18 protein-coding genes are annotated in these 17,775 nt (G+C 71.4%); 8 read left to right on the plus strand and 10 right to left on the minus strand.

What is annotated here, in order from left to right; all coding sequences use genetic code 11:
* The first annotated feature begins 190 nt into the window (after nt 1–190).
* Nucleotides 191–3,208: an AfsR/SARP family transcriptional regulator gene (locus tag ACIBH1_RS25160; protein ID WP_397316358.1), complete on the plus strand. Its 3,018-nt coding sequence runs from the start codon at nt 191–193 to the stop codon at nt 3,206–3,208.
* A 4-nt stretch (nt 3,209–3,212) separates the two neighbouring features.
* On the opposite strand, the gene ACIBH1_RS25165 is transcribed toward ACIBH1_RS25160, so the two are convergent.
* From ACIBH1_RS25165 to ACIBH1_RS25190, 6 genes are read right to left on the minus strand one after another with little or no spacing between them, the layout of a single operon-like run.
* Nucleotides 3,213–3,380 carry a hypothetical protein gene (locus ACIBH1_RS25165; RefSeq protein ID WP_397316359.1) on the minus strand — a complete coding sequence of 56 codons (168 nt, stop codon included), beginning with the start codon at nt 3,378–3,380 and terminating at the stop codon, nt 3,213–3,215.
* A 28-nt stretch (nt 3,381–3,408) separates the two neighbouring features.
* Nucleotides 3,409–4,215, minus strand: coding sequence for an SDR family NAD(P)-dependent oxidoreductase (locus tag ACIBH1_RS25170; protein ID WP_397316360.1), 807 nt, complete (start codon nt 4,213–4,215; stop codon nt 3,409–3,411).
* Nucleotides 4,216–4,226: 11 nt separating this feature from the next.
* On the minus strand, nt 4,227–5,243 hold the full coding sequence (gene gntD, locus ACIBH1_RS25175) for a guanitoxin biosynthesis L-enduracididine beta-hydroxylase GntD (RefSeq protein ID WP_397316361.1): 1,017 nt from the start codon (nt 5,241–5,243) through the stop codon (nt 4,227–4,229).
* Nucleotides 5,240–5,446, minus strand: coding sequence for an MbtH family protein (locus tag ACIBH1_RS25180; protein WP_397316362.1), 207 nt, complete (start codon nt 5,444–5,446; stop codon nt 5,240–5,242). The genes gntD and ACIBH1_RS25180 overlap by 4 nt, the downstream gene beginning before the upstream one ends.
* Nucleotide 5,447: 1 nt before the next feature.
* Nucleotides 5,448–6,440, minus strand: coding sequence for a class I SAM-dependent methyltransferase (locus ACIBH1_RS25185; protein WP_397316363.1), 993 nt, complete (start codon nt 6,438–6,440; stop codon nt 5,448–5,450).
* A gap of 29 nt (nt 6,441–6,469) precedes the next feature.
* Nucleotides 6,470–7,210, minus strand: a complete 741-nt coding sequence (locus ACIBH1_RS25190) for a hypothetical protein (protein WP_397316365.1) — start codon at nt 7,208–7,210, stop codon at nt 6,470–6,472.
* A 158-nt stretch (nt 7,211–7,368) separates the two neighbouring features.
* Between ACIBH1_RS25190 and ACIBH1_RS25195 the strand changes: the two genes are divergently transcribed.
* From ACIBH1_RS25195 to ACIBH1_RS25225, 7 genes are all read left to right on the plus strand, one after another.
* Nucleotides 7,369–8,658 (plus strand): cation:proton antiporter, encoded by a 1,290-nt coding sequence (locus tag ACIBH1_RS25195; protein ID WP_397316366.1) that lies wholly within the window; start codon nt 7,369–7,371, stop codon nt 8,656–8,658.
* Nucleotides 8,600–9,415, plus strand: a complete 816-nt coding sequence (locus ACIBH1_RS25200) for an alpha/beta fold hydrolase (protein ID WP_397316367.1) — start codon at nt 8,600–8,602, stop codon at nt 9,413–9,415. Before ACIBH1_RS25195 ends, ACIBH1_RS25200 begins: the two co-directional genes overlap by 59 nt.
* 81 nt (nt 9,416–9,496) lie before the next feature.
* Entirely contained in the window at nt 9,497–9,652 is a 156-nt protein-coding gene (locus tag ACIBH1_RS25205; RefSeq protein ID WP_397316368.1) for a hypothetical protein, read from the plus strand.
* A 203-nt stretch (nt 9,653–9,855) separates the two neighbouring features.
* Nucleotides 9,856–10,779: a hypothetical protein gene (locus tag ACIBH1_RS25210; RefSeq protein WP_397316369.1), complete on the plus strand. Its 924-nt coding sequence runs from the start codon at nt 9,856–9,858 to the stop codon at nt 10,777–10,779.
* Nucleotides 10,776–11,702: a TIGR04500 family putative peptide maturation system protein gene (locus ACIBH1_RS25215; protein ID WP_397316370.1), complete on the plus strand. Its 927-nt coding sequence runs from the start codon at nt 10,776–10,778 to the stop codon at nt 11,700–11,702. Before ACIBH1_RS25210 ends, ACIBH1_RS25215 begins: the two co-directional genes overlap by 4 nt.
* The gene (locus ACIBH1_RS25220; protein ID WP_397316371.1) at nt 11,699–12,094 is read left to right on the plus strand and encodes a hypothetical protein; all 396 of its coding nucleotides are present in this window, start codon (nt 11,699–11,701) and stop codon (nt 12,092–12,094) included. Before ACIBH1_RS25215 ends, ACIBH1_RS25220 begins: the two co-directional genes overlap by 4 nt.
* A gap of 12 nt (nt 12,095–12,106) precedes the next feature.
* Complete coding sequence (locus ACIBH1_RS25225) at nt 12,107–14,248, plus strand: peptidase domain-containing ABC transporter (protein WP_397316372.1); 2,142 nt, start codon at nt 12,107–12,109, stop codon at nt 14,246–14,248.
* Here the strand turns inward: ACIBH1_RS25225 and ACIBH1_RS25230 are convergent.
* From ACIBH1_RS25230 to ACIBH1_RS25245, 4 genes are read right to left on the minus strand one after another with little or no spacing between them, the layout of a single operon-like run.
* Complete coding sequence (locus ACIBH1_RS25230; RefSeq protein WP_397316373.1) at nt 14,239–14,694, minus strand: MaoC family dehydratase; 456 nt, start codon at nt 14,692–14,694, stop codon at nt 14,239–14,241. The genes ACIBH1_RS25225 and ACIBH1_RS25230 overlap by 10 nt on opposite strands.
* Nucleotides 14,691–15,557, minus strand: coding sequence for an amidohydrolase family protein (locus tag ACIBH1_RS25235; RefSeq protein WP_397316374.1), 867 nt, complete (start codon nt 15,555–15,557; stop codon nt 14,691–14,693). The genes ACIBH1_RS25230 and ACIBH1_RS25235 overlap by 4 nt, the downstream gene beginning before the upstream one ends.
* Entirely contained in the window at nt 15,557–16,417 is an 861-nt protein-coding gene (locus ACIBH1_RS25240; RefSeq protein ID WP_397316375.1) for an SDR family oxidoreductase, read from the minus strand. The genes ACIBH1_RS25235 and ACIBH1_RS25240 overlap by 1 nt, the downstream gene beginning before the upstream one ends.
* Entirely contained in the window at nt 16,414–17,721 is a 1,308-nt protein-coding gene (locus tag ACIBH1_RS25245) for a long-chain fatty acid--CoA ligase (RefSeq protein ID WP_397316376.1), read from the minus strand. The genes ACIBH1_RS25240 and ACIBH1_RS25245 overlap by 4 nt, the downstream gene beginning before the upstream one ends.
* Between the last annotated feature and the right edge of the window lie 54 nt (nt 17,722–17,775).

Genomic DNA, 17,775 nt, shown 5'->3' on the forward strand with positions numbered 1-17,775 from the left:
CGAAGTATCAGTACTCCGAACGCTACTGGCTGGGTATTTGTATGCGATTTCATCGAGTTATCGCCGCATTGAACGGAACATCATAGACAGTTGAAGTGGATGTTCCTTGTCATTTCTTGTTATATCCCCTATAGGTGGATATCGTACGATCTTCCTAGGGCCCGGCTGAGACGAGCCAGTGGGTGGGTGCATGGAGTTTCGTGTCCTTGGTCCGCTGACAGCGGTCACGGGAAACGTGCATATCTCGCTGGGCGGGTCACGCCGGCGGACCGTCCTGGCGACCCTGCTGCTCAACGTGGGCAGAGTCGTCTCGACCGACAGGCTCAGCGCCGCGATCTGGGGCGAGAACCCCCCGGTGACGGCCAGGAACCAGGTGGCCATCTGCGTGTCGGGCCTGCGCCGCGAGTTCGCCGCGGCGGGAGTGGCCCACGACCCCATCGTCACCGCCTCCTCCGGCTACCTGCTGCGGCTGGCCGAGGACGACAGGTTCGACATCAAGGAGGTCGAGGTCGCGCTGCGCCAGGCCCGCACGGCCAGGATGGCCGGCGACCTGGAGAAGGCCTCGGATCAGCTCTCCAGCGCGCTGACCGTGTGGCGCGGCGACCCGCTGACCGGGGTCGAGGGCGAGCTGGTGCGCGCGGAGTCCGAGCGGCTCGGCGAGTGGCGCCTGGCCATCCTGGAGGAGTACTTCGAGGTCGAGCTGGAACTGTCGCGCGACCTCCAGATCGTCGGCGAGCTGGTCGCGCTCGTCGCGGCCTACCCGCTGCGCGAACGGCTGCGGGGCCTGCTCATGCTGGCCCAGAGCAGGGCGGGGCGCCGCGCCGAGGCGCTCGCGGTCTACCAGGAGGGCTACCGGCTCAGCATCGAGAGGCTGGGCCTCGAACCCGGCGCCGAGCTGGCCGAACTGCACGAGGCGATCCTGCGCGGCGAGACCGGGCAGCGGCAGGGCCGCCTCGCGGTGGAACGTGCCGCCCCCGAGTCGTCTCCGGCCGTGCCGGCCCAGCTGCCCCCTGACGTGACCGGCTTCGTCGCCCGCGACGAGGAGATCGCCAGACTCGACGAGCTCCTGGACACCAAGACGGGGGCGGGCCAGCCGTTCGTCGCCGTCATCACCGGGATGGGCGGAGTCGGCAAGAGCGGCCTGGCGGTGCACTGGTCGCATCGGGTCGCCTCCCGTTTCCCCGACGGCCAGATCTTCGTCGACCTCAACGGCTTCTCCGAGACGGGCCCGCCGGTCTCGCCCTTCGACGTGCTCGACACCCTGCTGCGGGCGCTGAACGTCACCCGCCAGCATCCCCTGGCCACGCTGGAGGAACGCGCGGCACTGTTCCGCAGCGTCCTGGCCGGGCGCAAGCTCCTGCTCGTCCTCGACAACGCCCGCGACTCCAGCCAGGTCAGGCCCCTGCTGCCCGGCGCGCCCGGCTGCGCCGTCCTGGTGACCAGCCGCGGCCAGCTCGCCGGGCTCATCACGCTGGAGGGCGCCACCCCGCTCCGGCTGGACGTGCTGCCGCCGGACCAGGGCGTGCACGTGCTCGCGTGCATCGCGGGCGAGCAGCGGGTGCACGCCGATCCCGAGGGGGCCAGGCGGCTCAGCGAGTTGTGCGGCGGGCTCGTGCTGGCGCTGCGCGTCGCCGCCGCGCGGCTGGCCGTACGGCCGTCGTGGACCAGCGCCGACCTCGTCGCCAGGCTCACCGACGAGAGCCGCAGGCTCGACGAGCTCAGCCAGGGCGAGGTGGACCTGCGCACCAAGTTCATCCTCAGCTACCGCGACCTGGCGCCGCAGGTGGCCATCATGTTCAGGCGGCTGGCGTTGCTCGACGTCGCGGAGTTCGGCCCGTGGCTGGGCGTCGCGCTGCTGGAGGTGGACCCCGACCGGGCCCAGGACCTGATCGAGCAGCTCGTCGACGCGCAGTTGCTGGAGCTGAGCCAGCCCAGATCGGGCGGCCAGGCCCGCTACCGCTTCCACGACCTGATGCGCCTGTACGCCCGCGAGCGCGTCATGGCCGAGGAGAGCGAACAGGAACGCAGCGCCGCCCTGCGAAGGGCACTCGGCTGCTGGCTCGGGCTGGTCGAGGCCGCCCACGCCCGGCTGCTCGGCGGCGACTACGCGGTCCTGCACGGTACGGCGGAGCGTTACCGGCTGCCCAGCACCGTGATCGACCGGCTGATGCCCGACCCGATCGAATGGTTCGAGGCCGAGCGCCCGCACCTGCTGGCGGTCATCGGCCAGGCGCACGGGGCCGGAGGCCGCGCGCTCTGCTGGGACCTGGCGATGACGTCGGCGACGTTCTTCGAGACCCGCAGCTACTTCGACGACTGGCGCTCCACGCACGAGCTCGCCCTGGCCGCCGCCCGCCGCGACGGCGACGCCCGCGGCGAGGCCGCCATGATCTACGGCCTGGGCAGCCTTGAGCTGTTCAGGCAGCGCTACGACGACGCGGAGCGTCTGCTGCAGCAGGCCCGCCGCATGTTCGAGGAGCAGGGCGAGGAGCACGGCAGCGCGCTGGCCCTGCGCAACCTCGCGCTGCTCGACCGCATCGCCGGCCGGTTCGAGCTGGCCCTGGAACGCTACGAGCGGGCGGAGGAGATGTTGCGCGCGGCCGGCGACCGTGCCGCGCAGGCCCACGTCCTGGCCAGCACCGCCCAGGTGCTGCTGGAGAAGGGCTCGTACGGCGAGGCCGACCACCTGCTCAGGGCGGCGGTCAGCACCTTCGAGGAGATCGGTTACCAGCGCGGCCTGGCCCAGGCGCTGTACCGGTTCGGCGAGGTGCTGCTGCGCACCCAGCGCATCGACGCCGCGCGCCAGACGCTGGAGAAGGCGCTGGAGACGGTGCGCCAGCTGCGTGACGTCGTGGGCGAGTCGTACGTGCTCCGGGTGCTGGGCGAGACCTACGCCCAGCAGGGCCGTACCGACGAGGCGGAGAAGGCGCTGCTCACCTCCCGGGAGATCGCTCTGCGGGTCGGTGAGCAGTTCGTCGTGGGGGTCACCTCGCTGGCCCTGGGCAACCTGTATTTCGGTACCGGGAACGCCGCGTCCGCGGGGGAGAGCCTGACCCTGGCCGCGAGGATCTTCGAGGAACTCGGGGCCAGAATCTGGCACGTCCGGGCCCTGGAGGCCCTGGCGGCCACGGAGGCCATGCTCAACAACGACCAGGGAGCGCACGAGTTGTGGGCCCGCGCGGCCGCCCTGCTCAAGGAGGAGAGCTGAGCGGTCAGCGGAGGCGGACGTAGACCTTCCCGGTCCAGTGGAAGTTGCCGATCCCGCTGTCCGGGCCGCCGCCTTCCGGCCAGCCGCCGCCGCCGTCGGCCTGGGCGGGCGCTGCGATCAGGGCGGTGAAGAATGCGGCCACCACGGTGGCGAGGGCGATGCGACGCTTCATCGGAGGTCCTTTCACAGAGTTCGGTGGTTCAGTACGTGAGATCGCCTGCCGGGAAGGTCGCGGGGAGCGACCAGGCGGATGGCCCTGGTACATCTGTGGTGCCGCCGGTGCCGAAGGCGGTCGTGGTGGCACCGGCGGTCTCGCCGCCGTCCACGACCACTTCCTGCCCGGTGAGGAACGCGGCGGAAGGTGAGGCCAGGAAGTGGAAGGCCGCCCCGATTTCCGAGGGCTGGGCGTGCCTGCCGAGAGGGATGGACCGGTTGACGTCCTCGAGCATCTCCGGTGTGTACTCCGCCTCCTGCATGGGCGTCAACACCGCTCCAGGGCTGACGCACGCCACCCTGATGTGCGGGCTGAGCTCCATCGCGAAAGTGCGGCACAGCGCCAGGATGCCCGCCTTTGTAGCGTTGTAGTCGGCGTAGTACGGGAATCCGCGGGAGGCGTTGACGGAAGCGGTCGCCAGCAGCACGCCGTGCCCCTGCCGGACCATGTAGCCGGCCGCGCAGCGCCACAGGCCCAGCACGCCCAGCAGGTTCACGTCCACGATCCGGCGGGCGGTCGCCTCGTCGAGGTCGAGCACGCCGTGCCTGACGCTGATGCCGGCGTTGGCGATCACCACGTCGAGCCGGCGGTGTTCCGTCCACACCCCCGACACGGCCGTCTCCATCGCCGCCCAGTCGGTCACGTCCGCCTCGATCCAGGTGACGCCCGGGGCCGGCTGCGCGATCGGCGGCTGCACGTCGAGGTTGAAGACGGCGTCACCGGAGCGCGCGAAGTGCTCGGCGGTGGCGAACCCGATCCCGCTGGACGCGCCGGTGATGACCACAGTACGCATGGCATGGCCCCTTAGAAGATCACCCGTGGGCTGGCGGTCGCCCGGTTGCCGATGGACCTGCGCAGGTTCCTGCTGACCGTCAGCTTCTTCAGCCACCTGTCGGTGCCGTCGTAGCGCGGGGTGAAGGGCTTGCGCCCGTGGACGGCCAGGTAGTTGTCGACGATCAGCAGGCTGCCCTGCCCCACGACGACGTCCTGCTGCTTGGCCTCCAGCTCGGCCACGAGCGCGTCGAGCGCGTTCTCGGCCGCCTGGTCGCCGTCCACGCAGGTCATGAAGGGCCGGTCCAGCCGCAGGTACGGGCGGCCCGGCTCGCCGATGAGGACCGAGACGGCCTCGGGGCTCTCGCGCATCTCGCGCATCAGGGCCAGCGCGGGATGGCCGGGCTGGCTCGCCTCCAGCTGCCGCAGGTGCTCGTCGTCGGGCAGGATGTGGAAGCGCGGACGCGAGAGCAATCGCGCCTGGTCCTGCGAGAGTTCGAGATCGCGCACCGAGGCGACGGTCGTCGGCACGGCGTCGTGGTTGCGCAGCCCGAACAGCAGCAGGTAGTCGCAGCGCAGCGGATGGAAGCCGTCCTCGGTGTGGAACTCGAGCAACGACTGGCTGCCGTGGCCGCTCTGGTGCATCTCGTCGCCGGGGATCGGCACGATATTCTGGACCATCCGCCCCGCCTGCAGGGTGGACCAGGCGAACGGCTCGCCCAGCACCATCCCGCACAGGGCGAGGTAGATCTCCGCGTCGCTCGCGGCGGCCGACTGGCCGGGCGCCGACCAGTGCCCGGGTGTCGGGCCGACCGCCTCGTCGTCGACGGGGAAGCCGTGCACGAGGCACATGCCCGCCGGTTCCGTGCGGCGGAAGTCCTCCAGGAAGCGGCGCAGCCCGACCGGCAGTTCCTCGCGGATGTGCCAGCAGCGGTCGAAGAAGCCGGGGTCGGCGGGATCCTCCCCGAGGACCCTGACTCGCTCGGCCACGGCCGTGATCGCATCCACCTCCTTGCCGTCGAGGAGGTATTCGACCGTCTCCGCGCTCATGCCGGCGTGCTCCTGACGCTGGCGGGACGGATGTCGGTCCAGTTGTCGTCGACGTACTCCAGGCTCTCGGCGCGCGGGGCCGGGCCGAAGACGGTGTCCCAGCCGCTGGGGACCGGGAAGGCCGACGGCCACAGGGAGTGCTGCTCCTCGGTGTTCACCAGCACCAGGAAGGAGCCGTTCTCGTCGTCGAACGGGTTGCTCATGTCAGCTCTCCGGGCTCAGGTCGAACAGGATGCCGAGGGGCGGCGCGGCGAAGTCGCGCTCCCCGTTCAGCACCCAGCCGGACTCGCGGAAGGCCTCGTACCACTCGGACCTGGTGGGCAGGTAGACGCCCATCGCCGCGTGGACGAGCTCGAATCCCAGGGTGAAGATCGTCGTGTCGGTCCCCGGCGGCTCCTCGCTGCGGACCACGTCGCACAGCAGCAGCCTGCGCGCGTTGGGGAAGGCGGTGCGCAGCTTGCGCAGGCCCTCCACGCAGGTGGCCTTGGGCCAGAAGTCGTGGCCGAGGAAGACGCAGGTGATGAGGTCGACGTCGGCGAACTCCGGCAGCGGCTCCAGGTTGCGCACGTCTCCGGAGACCATGGTGATCCGGTCCGACAGCCCGGCCTGCTCCACCGAATTCCTGGCCAGGTCGACGGCCGCGGGCGCGATGTCGACGCCCACGCCGCGCACGCCGGGGCGGCGGGAGACCGCGCCGATCAGCCGCTGGCCCGAGCCGCAGCCGAGATCGGTGATGACCTTGTAGTCGAGCTCGCCGAGCAGCTCGACGAAGTGCGGCTCGACCTCGGTCTCGCCGATCAGCTTGGAGCCGACGGCGACCGCGCGCATGTCCCTGGTGTAGTAGTCGCCGACGCGGGCCTTGGTCCTGGCCACGCCCGGCAGCACGGAGAACAGCTCCCCGCAGCCGCGCACCATCCAGTAGAAGTAGCCGCGCGCGTCCCAGGCCTGGTCGAAGCGCGGGCCGATGACCGCCTTGTCCTCGGCCACCTCGACGATCTCCGCCCAGGAGAGTGTCACCAGGAGCTGACGGACCAGCCGGGTGTCGAGCCCGTCGGCGCCGGCCTTCTCGATCGAGTAGCTTCCCTGCTGCCTGAGCGCGTCGAGGACGCCGAGCTCGCTGGCGGCGGACAGCGACACGGCGACGAGGTAGGACGAGAAGATGTCGGCGACCGGGCCGCGGGTGAAAGCCGTGTGCATCGGGTTCTCCATTTCGGTCGGCATCGTGCTCACACCTGCTCCGCCCACAGCGCGTCCATGGTCTCGTGGGAGAGGGACGACTCCAGGTCCGACTTGGACGCGTACCCCATGTTGATGATCGTCCGCACGCCGGCGGTGATCGGGTAGACGCGGTGCAGCGTGGTGTTGGTGCGCATCACGTAGAGGTCGCCTGAGCCCACCTCGAACGACCAGGTCGGGTTGTCGAGCAGGGCCCTGTGGATGGCGGGATTGCTCTTGTCCCAGGTGGTGCCGGCGACACACTGGACGAAACCGCCGTGCTCGGGTGGCGGGCACTGCACCACCCACACGAGCGCGAAACTGTAGTCGTCCCAATGCCAGCCGTGGGTGTCACCCGTGTGTTCCAGGCGGGTGATCACGTACTGCTCCGGCTCGTAGGGGCACACCAGGACGGGCTCGTCGACGATCTCGCCGAGCAGCCCGATGAGGGCTTCCGACTCGTAGACGGTGGGGATGACGGCACTGCGCGTGGCGATCTCCGATCGCGTCACGTTGCGCATCCGGCGAGGTGTGTCGCCGGTTTCCTTGAATCTGAGGTCGCGCCGGACCCCGGATTCCTCGATGAGGGAGAGCACGTCGTCGGCAACGGCCTGCTTGACGCTCGCGGGCACCAGGAACGATGCCTTCGCGAACCCGCGCTCAGCGAATCCGCGCCGAGCGGCCGCCACCTCGCCGGATAAGGCGGAGTGTCGTACGTGCTGATTCAGCTCCTGCACAATTCGGGCATTCACTGCGGGGATCCTTCGCTTCTCCTGAGGGGGATCTCGCTGTCTCGGACGGTAGGTCTGCCGGTGAGGGGCGGAGAAGCGCTTGACGGTGTTGTGGCGATTTCTCGCCATTCGTCCGTCAGCCTGGCCGGGGCCGTACGAGGGCTTCCTACGCTGTCGCCATGCTCACTGGGGTCCCGCTGTTCCTGTTGCAGCTCGTCGTGATCCTGGCCCTGGCCGTCCTGCTGGGGCGGCTGGCCGTGCGGTTCGGCCAGCCCGCGATCGTCGGCGAGCTGACGGCGGGGATCCTGCTCGGGCCGTCCGTGCTCGGGCAACTGGCGCCCGGCTGGGCGTCGTGGCTGCCGAAGCCGGGCTCGGGGGCGCTCATCGACGCCGTCGCCCAGCTCGGGGTCCTCCTGGTCGTCGGGCTCGCCGCCGCCGAGCTCGACCTGGGCAGGCTGCGCGCGCAGGCGGGCACCCTGGTCAGGATCAGCGCGTGGGCGATGCTCCTGCCGCTCGCGCTCGGCGCGGCCGCCGGCTACGTGGTGCCCGCCGCGCTGATGGGCCCCGAAGGCGACAGGCTCACCTTCGCCGCCTACCTCGGCGTGGCGCTCTGCGTCACCGCGATCCCGGTGATCTCCCGCACGCTCAACGACCTCGGGCTCATCGGACACCGGGTCGGCCAGCTCACCCTGGCCTCGGGCGCCTGCCAGGACGCCGTCGCCTGGATCCTGCTCGCGGTCGTCGGGGCCGCCGCCACCAGCGGCGTCGACGCGGGCGCGCTCGGCCTGACGGTGATGTGGCTCGCGGTCATGTTCCTGGTGGCGCTGCTGCTGCGCCCGCTGGCCGGGCGGGTGCTGAGCACGGCCGAGCAGGCCCCCACCATGACCACCTCCGCCATCCTGATCATCGCCGGAGCCCTCGTCGCCCACCTCGCGGGACTCGAACCGGCCGTCGGCGCCTTCGCCGGCGGGCTGGTCGCCGGGGCCGCCAGGGGCGAGGGCATGCGGCACCTGGAGACGCTGCGCACGGCCGTCATCGCGGTTCTCGCCCCGGTCTTCCTCGCCTTCGCCGGGCTGCACCTGGACCTCGCGGCGCTGGGCGACCCCGTGGTCGCGCTCACCGCGGCGGGACTGCTGGTCCTGGCCGTCGGCGGCAAGCTGGCGGGCGGCTACATCGGCGCCCGCACCAGCGGGATACCACGCTGGGAGTCCTTCGCCATCGGGGCGGGCCTCAACTCGCGGGGCCTCATCGAGATCATCGTCGCCACCGTGGGGCTCAGGCTGGGCATCCTCACGCCCGCCACCTACTCGATCATCGTCCTGATCGCGGTGGCCACCTCCCTGATGGCGCCTCCGCTGCTGCGGGCGGCCTTCGCGCGACAGACCTTCGACGAGCCGAACGGAGTACGGCATGGCCGTGGCGAGAGTGAACGGGACCAGCCTGACCTACACCGACCAGGGCACAGGTGATCCCGTCATCCTGGTGATGGGCACCGGCGGCCCCGGCCACATCTGGCACCTGCACCAGGTGCCGGCGCTGCTGGCCGCGGGCTTCCGCGTCATCACCTTCGACAACCGCGGCCTGTCACCGTCCCCCGGGCCGCCACCCGAGATCGACGACCTGGTCGGCGACCTCGCCGGGCTGGCCGAGACCCTCTGCGGCGGGCGCAGCCGCTTCGTCGGCGTCTCGATGGGCGCCCACGTCGTGCAGGAACTGATGCTGCGGCGGCCGGAACTCGTGGAGGCGGCCGTGCTGATGGCCACGCGCGGGCGTCCCGACCACTTCCGCGCCAGGCTCGCCGAGGCCGAGGCCGAGCTGAACTTCGGCCCCGTCGAACTGCCCGTCGCCTACGGCGCGGCGCTGCGTGCCGTGCTCAGCCTGTCGCCGCACACGCTCAACGACGAGAGCAACGCCAGGCACTGGCTCGACCTGTTCGAGCTGTTCCCGACCTCCAAGGCCGTCATGTGCGCCCAGAGCAGGCTGGAGATCATCGACAACCGGCTCGACGACTATCGCACGATCGAAGGACGCTGCCTGGTCGTCGCCTTCGAGGACGACCTCGTCACCCCGCCGCACCTCGGTCAGGAGGTCGCCACGGCGATCGCCGGCGCCGGCTACGCGCAGGTCGCCAAATGCGGTCACTACGGATATCTGGAGCAGCCAGACGAGGTGAACTCCCTGATCGTGGACTTCCTCTCGCCCACCGGCGAAAGCCGTCCAAGCTAGGCGCAAGTGATCCCCAACCTCGTGGACCGAAGCTCTCCTCAGCCGGGAAACCGCCCGGCCTTCAAGGAGGGGAACGAAGAAATGACCGTCCGCATCGAGGATCTGACCCCGGAGAACACCGAGGCCGAGCTGAACGAGAACGAGCTCGGTCTGGTGTCCGGCGGCCGCCCGGCGATCACGATCCCGCGCGAGGGCTACATCTGCTCGGACAGCACCGGGCGTTGCCAGAAGTGGTAGCCGCCGGCCGGGGGGGGGGGGGGGGGCCGCGCCCCCGCGGGGGGGGGGGGGGGGGTGGGGTGGGGGGTGTGGGGCGCGGGGGCCGCCCGGACTCCCCCCCCCGCGGGGGTGTATAAATGTCGCCGCCCCCCGCGGGGGGGCCCCCCGGCCCCCCCCGCGGGGGGGGGCGCGGGCGCCCCCCCCGCCGCTCTAGCTGGGGGAACATGATGCTGCTCATACTCAGCAGGCGCGGCGACACCACCGTCGACCTGGTGCTGCCCAAGCTCGCGCGGCTCGGCGTGGACTCCCTGATGTGGGATCCGGGCGACAGCGGCCACCGCATGACGGCGACCGTCCGCGGTTCGCAGATCGGGGTACGGCTCGGCAGGACCGACCTGGCCGAGGTGTCGGCCGTGTGGGTGCGGCGGCCGGGCAGGCCCGCCGGACAGATCTGGGCCTCGTTCCTCACCGACGTGTGGGAGCTGCTCCCGGCGACCTGGTTCCCGTGCAGCCCGTCGCAGGAGGTGCGGGCCGACAACAAGCTCGCCCAGCTGGCGCTCGCCGCCCGGCTGGGGCTGCGGGTCCCGGAGACGACCGTGACCAGCGACCCGCACGAGCTGGGCCTGGCCTACGCGAGAGCGGGTGGCAAGCTCATCGCCAAGCCGCCGAGCAAGCGGGCGATCAATGTCGACGGCGAGGAGCACCTGTTCTACACGACGCTCGTGTCGCGCAGGCACCTGGCGTCGAGGCATCGGCTGCGGCACGAGCCGGTCACGCTCCAGCCGTACGTCGAGAAGTCGGTCGAGATCCGCGTGACGGTCGTCGGAGAGCGGGTCTTCCCCGTCGAGATCGACTCGCAGGCGGCCAGGACCACGCGGGTGGACTGGCGGCTGGCCGACAGTTCCCGCGTGCGCAACTCGCCGCACGAGCTGCCCGCCGACGTGGCCGACCGGTGCCGGGAGCTGACCCGCGAGCTCGGGCTCGCCTACGGGGCCATCGATCTGATCCGCACGCCGGAGGGGGAGTACGTGTTCCTGGAGCTCAACCCCAACGGTCAGTGGGAGGGGCACGAGCGGCTCGCCGGGGTGCCGATCAGCGACGCGGTGGCCGACTGGCTGGCCGCGGCCGTACGGAAGGACGCCGCGTGAACCTGGGCGAGGTGCTGGGGGACGCGGTCGAGCTGCTCGGGACGCTCACCCGCCGCAGGCAGGCCGCGGGGGCGGCCCGCGAGGCGGCGGTCGCGTGGGCGGAGCGTCATCCCGGCTACGGCGCGGAGCTGGTCGTGGCCGAGCGGCCGGGCAGCCCGCTCGTCGACTACGACCTGCTGCTCGACTGGCCGGGACGGGGGACGATCGCGGTGTCCGTGCAGCCCGACGACGGGCTGCCCTGGCTGGAGGACCATTCCACGCACTGGGCCGCCGGCCAGCTGGTCACCGTGGACGGCGCGGACCTGTCGCTGCCGGACGCGCTGCTGATGCTGCGCTCGCTGACCAGGCCAGGCCTCGACCCGCACGCCGAGATCGTCGAGTTGTGCCTGACCCGCAACGACGCCTCCTCCGACACGGAACCGCTGTCGGAGGAGGAACTGCAGGCGACGGCCGACGCCTTCCGCCGTGCCAGGGGGTTGCACGACCGGGAGGCGACGCTGCACTGGCTGGCCGCGATGGGCATGGACCAGGCGGCCTTCGCCGACCACCTGGAGGTGCTGGCCAGGCAGCGGCGCCTGCGCCGGCGCAAGGAGAGCGAGCTGGCGGCGGGCTACCTGGCCGCGCACCCGGAGGAGTTCGGGACCGTGCGGGCGAGCTGGGTGTGGTCGCCGTCGCCCTGGCCGCAGGGCGCGCCGCTGCCGGAGCCGGTGGAGGTGCCGGCCGGCGCACTGCCGCAACCGCTGCGCTCCGCCGACCGCGTCGAAGCGGCGCGACATGAGGACGGCTTCGTCACCGGCGTCGTCCACGAACGCCTGCCCGCCCGCGCCGACGAGCACACGCTGGCCGCCGCGGGCCGTGCGGCCTACGCCGGCTGGCTGGCCGGCCGCCGCGCCGCCGCTGACGTCAGGTGGCACTGGTTGTGAGCCAGGGCAGCCTTTTCCGTGTCTCGGCGTTGCGCCGCAGGCAGGAGGCCCCGAAGGAGCGGCACGAGCCGGTCTGGCTCACCCCCGCGTGGGAACTGGCCGCGTTCTGGATCACTGCGGCGCTGCTGGTGATCCTGCTGCTGGTGCTCGCCCTGCTTCCCGTCCCGTACCACGTCAGCGTGCCCGCCGTCGTGCGGGCGGGCCGGGTGGAGGCCGACCTCCCGCCCGGTGCGCGCGCCGCGACGCTGCACGTCGGCGACCGGCGGATCCCGTGCGTGCTCGACGAGGGCCGGCCGCGCTGCGACGGCCTGCCGGAGAACGGGACACGCGGCACGCTCCTCGTCGAGGCGGGCCGGCGCAGCACGCTTGCCCAGCTGGTCGAGACGTCCTAGAGGGAGACCCCGATGAGAGGCCGCGTTCCCGTGCGGCTGCAGAGCGGCCTGGCCGAGTGCGGCGCCGCCTGCCTGGCCATGGTGCTCAGCCACCACGGCCACCACGCCACCGTCCGCGAGGTGGGCGAGCGCGCCGGCGTCGGCCGCGACGGGCTGACCGCGCTGGCCCTGCTGCGCGCCGCCAGGCTGTACGGCCTGCAGGCCAAGGCGTTCAGCGTCGAGCCCGACAAGGTGCCGTCGATGCCGCTGCCCGCCGTCGCGCACTGGGAGTTCAAGCACTTCGTCGTCGTCGAGGCCTGGACGAAGGCGGGCGTGCGGATCGTCGACCCGGCCAAGGGCCGGCGCATAGTCAGCCACGAGGAGTTCGACGAGGCCTTCACCGGCGTGCTGCTGGTCTTCGCCCCCGACGACGACTTCCAGCGGGTGGCGCGCCCCAAACGCTCCTGGTTGTCGGACTTCGCGCGCACGGCGATCATCGGCCAGCGGTGGCTGCTCGCCCAGATCCTGATGTTGTCGCTGCTGCTGCAGGGCGCGGGGCTGCTCGTGCAGAGCTTCTCCCAGGCGCTGGTGGACACGGTGCTGCCCACCGGCGCCGACCGGCTGCTGGCCGTCCTGGGCGCGGGGCTGGCCGTGGTCGGGCTCACCCACGTGGTGCTGGGCTATCTGCGCTCGTCGGTGCTGCTGAACCTGCGCATCCGGGCCGACGCGCAGCTGACCACCCGGGTCGTCGGGCACCTGGTCGGTTTGCCGTACCGGTATTTCGTGCATCGCGGCGCCAGCGATCTGACGCAGCGCAGCGCCGGGGTGAGCGCCCTGCGCTCGCTGCTCACCGGGCAGGTCACCGCCGCGGTGCTCGACGGGCCGCTGGCGATCGGCTACGTCACCATCGTCCTGGTCAAGGCTCCGGCCATCGGGATCTGCCTGCTCGTGCTGACCGCGCTGCAGGCCGTACTCCTGCTGGCCACCAGGCGGGCGCACGCCGACCTCACCCAGCGGGAGCTGGCCGCCAGCGTCGCGGCGCAGGGCCAGCTGATCGAGGCGATCCAGGGCATGGAGACGCTCAAGGCGTCGGGCGCCGAGCACGCGGCGGCGCGGCGCTGGCGCAACCTGTTCACCGCGCAGCTCAACGCCGACTCGCGGGTGAGCGTGATGCAGAACATGCAGGACACCGCGCTCGACAGCATGCGTTTCCTGGCGCCGATGGCGCTGCTGTGGGTGGGCGCCTGGCAGGTGCTGTCGGGCCAGGCCACGCTGGGCCAGACGCTGACGTTGTGCGCGCTCGCGTCGGCCGCGCTGGTGCCGATCGGCTCGCTGCTCGGCAGCCTGCAGACCCTGCAGGAGGCGGCCGCCTACATCGAGCGGCTGGCCGACATCATGGAGTCGGAGCCGGAGAAGCGCGGTCCGGTGACGGGCCTGGTGCCGCGCGGGCACATCGAGCTGCGCGGCGTCTCCTACCGTTACGACAGCCAGAGCCCGTGGACGCTGCGGGACGTCTCGCTCAAGGTACGGCCGGGCGAGAAGGTCGCCCTGGTGGGCCGTTCGGGATCGGGCAAGAGCACGCTGGCCAGGATCCTGCTGGGCCTGTACGACCCGACCGAGGGCGACATCTGCTTCGACGGGATCCCTCTGCGCAAGCTCGACCGGCAGGCACTGCGCCGGCACTTCGGCGTCGTCACCCAGGAGCCGCACCTGTTCACCGGCACCATCAGGGAGAACATCTGCCTGTCGAGGCCGGAGGCCACCTGGGACGAGATGGTCGAGGCGGCCGGGCTCGCCTGCGTGCGCGACGACATCGAGGCCATGCCGCTCGGCTACGACACCGTGCTGGCCGAGGGCGGCGGGTTGTCGGGCGGGCAGCGCCAGCGCATCGCCCTGGCCCGCGCGCTGGTCAACCGGCCCAGGGTGCTGGTGCTCGACGAGGCCACCAGCCACCTCGACACGGTCACGGAGGCCCGTATCGAGGAGCACCTGTCATGGCACACGCAGACCAGGATCGTCATCGCGCACCGGCTGAGCACGGTGCGCGACGCCGACCAGATCTTCGTGATGCACGAGGGCGGCGTCGCGGAGCACGGCACCCACGACTCGCTGCTGGCCCGCGGCGGCTTCTACGCCGAGCTGGTGGCGGGCCAGCAGCACGCCTTTCAGGCGTAGTAGCGGTAGATCGCCTGGGCGACGCAGGCGGGCTTGGCGCCGCCCTCGACCTCCACGGTGAAGTCGAAACTCGCCTGCACCCCGCCGGTGACCTCCTCGACGGCGGCGACCGTCCCCGCGAGCCGGATGCGGGAGCCGACGGGCACGGGGGCGGGGAACCTGAGCTTGTTGAGGCCGTAGTTCACGCCCATCGACACGCCCTTGACCGCGATGAGCTGCCCGAAGAGCGGGATGAGCAGCGACACGGTCAGGTAGCCGTGCGCGATCGGCCCGCCGAACGGCCCGGCCTTGGCCTTCTCCACGTCGACGTGGATCCACTGGTGGTCATGGGTGGCGTCGGCGAAGGCGTTGACCTGCTCCTGGGTGATCTCCATCCAGTCGCTGGGGCCGAGCGCGGTGCCCGGCAGGGTCTTGAACTCGGCGAGTCCGTCTACAACGAGGGTCATGTCATCAATCCCAACAGTCGGGCGGCGTTCTCTTTGAGGATCTTGGGCCGGACCGCGTCCTTGATGGGCAGCGCGGCGAAGTCGGCCAGCCAGCGGTCCGGCGAGATGAGCGGGTAGTCGGAGCCGAACAGCACCTTGTCCTGCAGCAGGCTGTTGGCGTACTGCACGAGCTGGGGCGGGAAGTACTTCGGCGACCACCCTGACAGGTCGATGTGCACCAGCGGCTTGTGGGTGGCCACCGCCAGCGCCTCGTCCTGCCAAGGGAACGAGGGGTGGGCCAGGATGATCGGCAGGTCGGGGAAGTCGACGGCCACGTCGTCGACGCACATGGGGTTGGAGTACTTCAGCCGCACCCCGCCCCCGCCGCGCACCCGCGCCCCGATGCCGGTCTGACCGGTGTGGAACAGGGCGATGGCCCCGGCCTCCGCCAGCACCTCGTACAGGGGGTAGGCCACCGGGTCGTTGGGGAACAGGCCCTGCAGGTTGGGGTGGAACTTGAAGCCGCGCACGCCGTACTCCGCGATGAGCCGGCGGGCCTCGGCGACGGCGACCTTGCCCTTCCACGGGTCGACGCTGGCGAAGGGGATGAGCACGTCGGCGTGGTCGGCGCAGGTCTGGGCCACCTCGTCGTTGGGGACGGGCGGGTGTCCGGTGGCGGTCTCGGCGTCCACGGTGAAGACGACCGCCGCCATGGTGCGCTCGCGATAGTAGGCCGCCATCTCGGCAATTGTCGGCCTTTCCTGCCCTGCTCCGAAATATCCGGACGCGCCGGATTTCAGCTCCTCGGACAGCGACTCCTGCCGCGTGGCGGAGACCTCCGCGTGGGTGTGCACGTCGATGGCGACGAGCTTCGACACCTCCATCACGCGATGCCGTACGTCTCGAGCCTGGCGCCGACCGACGACGGCCAGGCCGCCGCGATGGCCTCGGCACTCCAGCCGCCGTCGGCGAAGGCGGCGCTGACCTCCGTGGGATGCGACCAGAGCGTGAGCCTGTCGCCGCCGATGCCGACGCACTGGCCGCTCACCCCGGCGGCCGCGTCGGAGGCCAGGTAGACCACCAGCCCCGCGCAGTCCTCCGGGGTGCCGAACCCGATGCCCTTGCGCAGGCTGTCGGGGAACTCGCCTGACTCGATGTAGGGCGCGAAGGCCGGAATGGTCCTGGTCATCTCGGTGGCGGCGTTGGGCACGACCGCGTTGACCGTGATCTCGTCGCGCGCCAGCTCCATGGCCCAGGTGCGGGCCATCGCGGCGATGCCCGCCTTGGCGGCGGCGTAGTTGGTCTGGCCGAAGTTGCCGCGCTGGCCGGCGGGCGAGCCCGCCAGGATGATCCGCCCGCCGGCGCCCTGCTCGCGCAGATGCCGTACGGCGGAGCGCACGCAGGTGAAGGTGCCGCGCAGGTGCACCTCGATCACGGCGTCGAACTCCTCGTCGGACATCTTCCACACCACCCGGTCGCGCAGGATCCCGGCGTTGGTCACCATGACGTCGAGCCGCCCGTACTCCGCCACCGCCCGGTCGACGAGTGCCTGGGCGACCTCGGCGGTGCCGACCGCGCCCACCTCGGCGACGGTGCCGAGCTCCCTGGCCGCCCGCTCGGCGGCCTCCGCGTCGACATCGTTGACCACCACCCGCGCCCCCGCCGCGGTCAGGGCGCGGGCGTAGGCGAGCCCGAGTCCGCGGCCGCCGCCGGTGACCACGGCCACCTTGCCGTCGAGCTTCACTTGAGCTCCCTCCTGAGGATCTTGCCGGAGGCCGTGCGCGGCAGCGCCGCCACGAACTCCACGTATTTGGGGATCTTGTAGCGGGCCAGCCGCCCGTCGAGGTGGGCGAGCACGTCGACGGCCTCGGGGTCGGCGCACACGACGAAGGCCTTGCCGACCTCGCCCCACCGGTCGTCGGGCACCCCGACGACCGCGCAGTCGACGATTTCGGGATGGGTGAGCAGGGCGCTCTCGACCTCGGCGGGGTAGATGTTCTCGCCGCCGGAGATGATCATGTCCTTGATGCGGTCGACGACCCGGTAGAAACCGTCGTCGTCCTGGACCGCCGCGTCGCCCGAGCGGAACCAGCCGTCCTCGGTCGCGGGTTCGTCGAGGCCCCAGTAGCCGGCGAACACGTTCGGGCCCTGGACGAGGATCTCGCCGCCGTCGAGCCGGACGTCGGTGAAGAACGCCGGCACGCCCGCCGTGCCCGCCTTGCGCACCGACTCCTCCGGCGGCAGGTAGAGCACGCCGGGAGCGGCCTCGGTCATGCCGTAGCCCTGCAGGAACGTCAGGCCGCGCTCCTGGTAGGCGTGGATGAGCGGCTCGGGCACCGGGGCGCCGCCGCACTCCAGCAGGCGCAGGCTCGACAGGTCGGTGGTGGGCCAGCGCGGCGACTGGGCGATGAAGGTGAACATCGCGGGCACGCCGAACATGGAGGTCACCCGCTCGCTCTCGATGAGTTCCAGCACGCGGTCGGCGTCGAAGGCCGGCATGACGACGGCGCGGCCGCCCTTGATCATCGTGGGAAGGTACGACTGGGCGAGCGCCGCGATGTGGAAGAGAGGCGCGGTCACCAAGGTCACGTCGTCGGAGCGCAGGTCGATGTCGATGAGGTGGTTGTAGACGTTCCAGGTCAGGTTGGCGTGCGTGAGCATCGCGCCCTTGGGCCGTCCGGTCGTGCCCGAGGTGTACATGATCAGGCACAGGTCGTCGAGCGTGACCGGCTCGTCGATGGGCTCGGCCGCGGGCAAGTCCTCGTCGGACGGCTCCAGGATCACCGACGGCCGGGCGTCGCCGATGATGTAGTCGAGCTCCGGACCGCTCAGCCGGATGTTGAGCGGCAGGTAGACCGCGCCGAGCAGCCCGGCGGCGAAGAGCGTCTCGACGGCCGCGGGATGGTTGGGCCCGAGGTAGGCGACCCGGTCGCCCCTCCCCACGCCGCGCCTGCGCAGCTCGGCCGCCAGCCGGGTGACGCGGTCGGCGAGCTCGCCGTACGTGGTGTGGCCGCCGTCGTGGGTGAGCGCGACCTTCGCCGGTGACATGCGGGCCCGCCGGGCAGGCCAGGAGCCCAAGCCTTGGTTTCGCACGGCCAATAC

The organism is Nonomuraea sp. NPDC050663 (genome assembly GCF_044456985.1).
Taxonomy (GTDB): domain Bacteria; phylum Actinomycetota; class Actinomycetes; order Streptosporangiales; family Streptosporangiaceae; genus Nonomuraea.

Bases quoted from the DNA above. Each gene is read 5' to 3' on its own strand.
- ACIBH1_RS25160 (WP_397316358.1), top strand. From the start codon at position 191: ATGGAGTTTCGTGTCCTTGGTCCGCTGACAGCGGTCACGGGAAACGTG.
- ACIBH1_RS25165 (WP_397316359.1), bottom strand. From the start codon at position 3,380: ATGAAGCGTCGCATCGCCCTCGCCACCGTGGTGGCCGCATTCTTCACC.
- ACIBH1_RS25170 (WP_397316360.1), bottom strand. From the start codon at position 4,215: ATGCGTACTGTGGTCATCACCGGCGCGTCCAGCGGGATCGGGTTCGCC.
- gntD (WP_397316361.1), bottom strand. From the start codon at position 5,243: ATGAGCGCGGAGACGGTCGAATACCTCCTCGACGGCAAGGAGGTGGAT.
- ACIBH1_RS25180 (WP_397316362.1), bottom strand. From the start codon at position 5,446: ATGAGCAACCCGTTCGACGACGAGAACGGCTCCTTCCTGGTGCTGGTG.
- ACIBH1_RS25185 (WP_397316363.1), bottom strand. From the start codon at position 6,440: ATGCACACGGCTTTCACCCGCGGCCCGGTCGCCGACATCTTCTCGTCC.
- ACIBH1_RS25195 (WP_397316366.1), top strand. From the start codon at position 7,369: ATGCTCACTGGGGTCCCGCTGTTCCTGTTGCAGCTCGTCGTGATCCTG.
- ACIBH1_RS25200 (WP_397316367.1), top strand. From the start codon at position 8,600: ATGGCCGTGGCGAGAGTGAACGGGACCAGCCTGACCTACACCGACCAG.
- ACIBH1_RS25205 (WP_397316368.1), top strand. From the start codon at position 9,497: ATGACCGTCCGCATCGAGGATCTGACCCCGGAGAACACCGAGGCCGAG.
- ACIBH1_RS25210 (WP_397316369.1), top strand. From the start codon at position 9,856: ATGATGCTGCTCATACTCAGCAGGCGCGGCGACACCACCGTCGACCTG.
- ACIBH1_RS25225 (WP_397316372.1), top strand. From the start codon at position 12,107: ATGAGAGGCCGCGTTCCCGTGCGGCTGCAGAGCGGCCTGGCCGAGTGC.
- ACIBH1_RS25230 (WP_397316373.1), bottom strand. From the start codon at position 14,694: ATGACCCTCGTTGTAGACGGACTCGCCGAGTTCAAGACCCTGCCGGGC.
- ACIBH1_RS25235 (WP_397316374.1), bottom strand. From the start codon at position 15,557: ATGGAGGTGTCGAAGCTCGTCGCCATCGACGTGCACACCCACGCGGAG.
- ACIBH1_RS25245 (WP_397316376.1), bottom strand. From the start codon at position 17,721: ATGTCACCGGCGAAGGTCGCGCTCACCCACGACGGCGGCCACACCACG.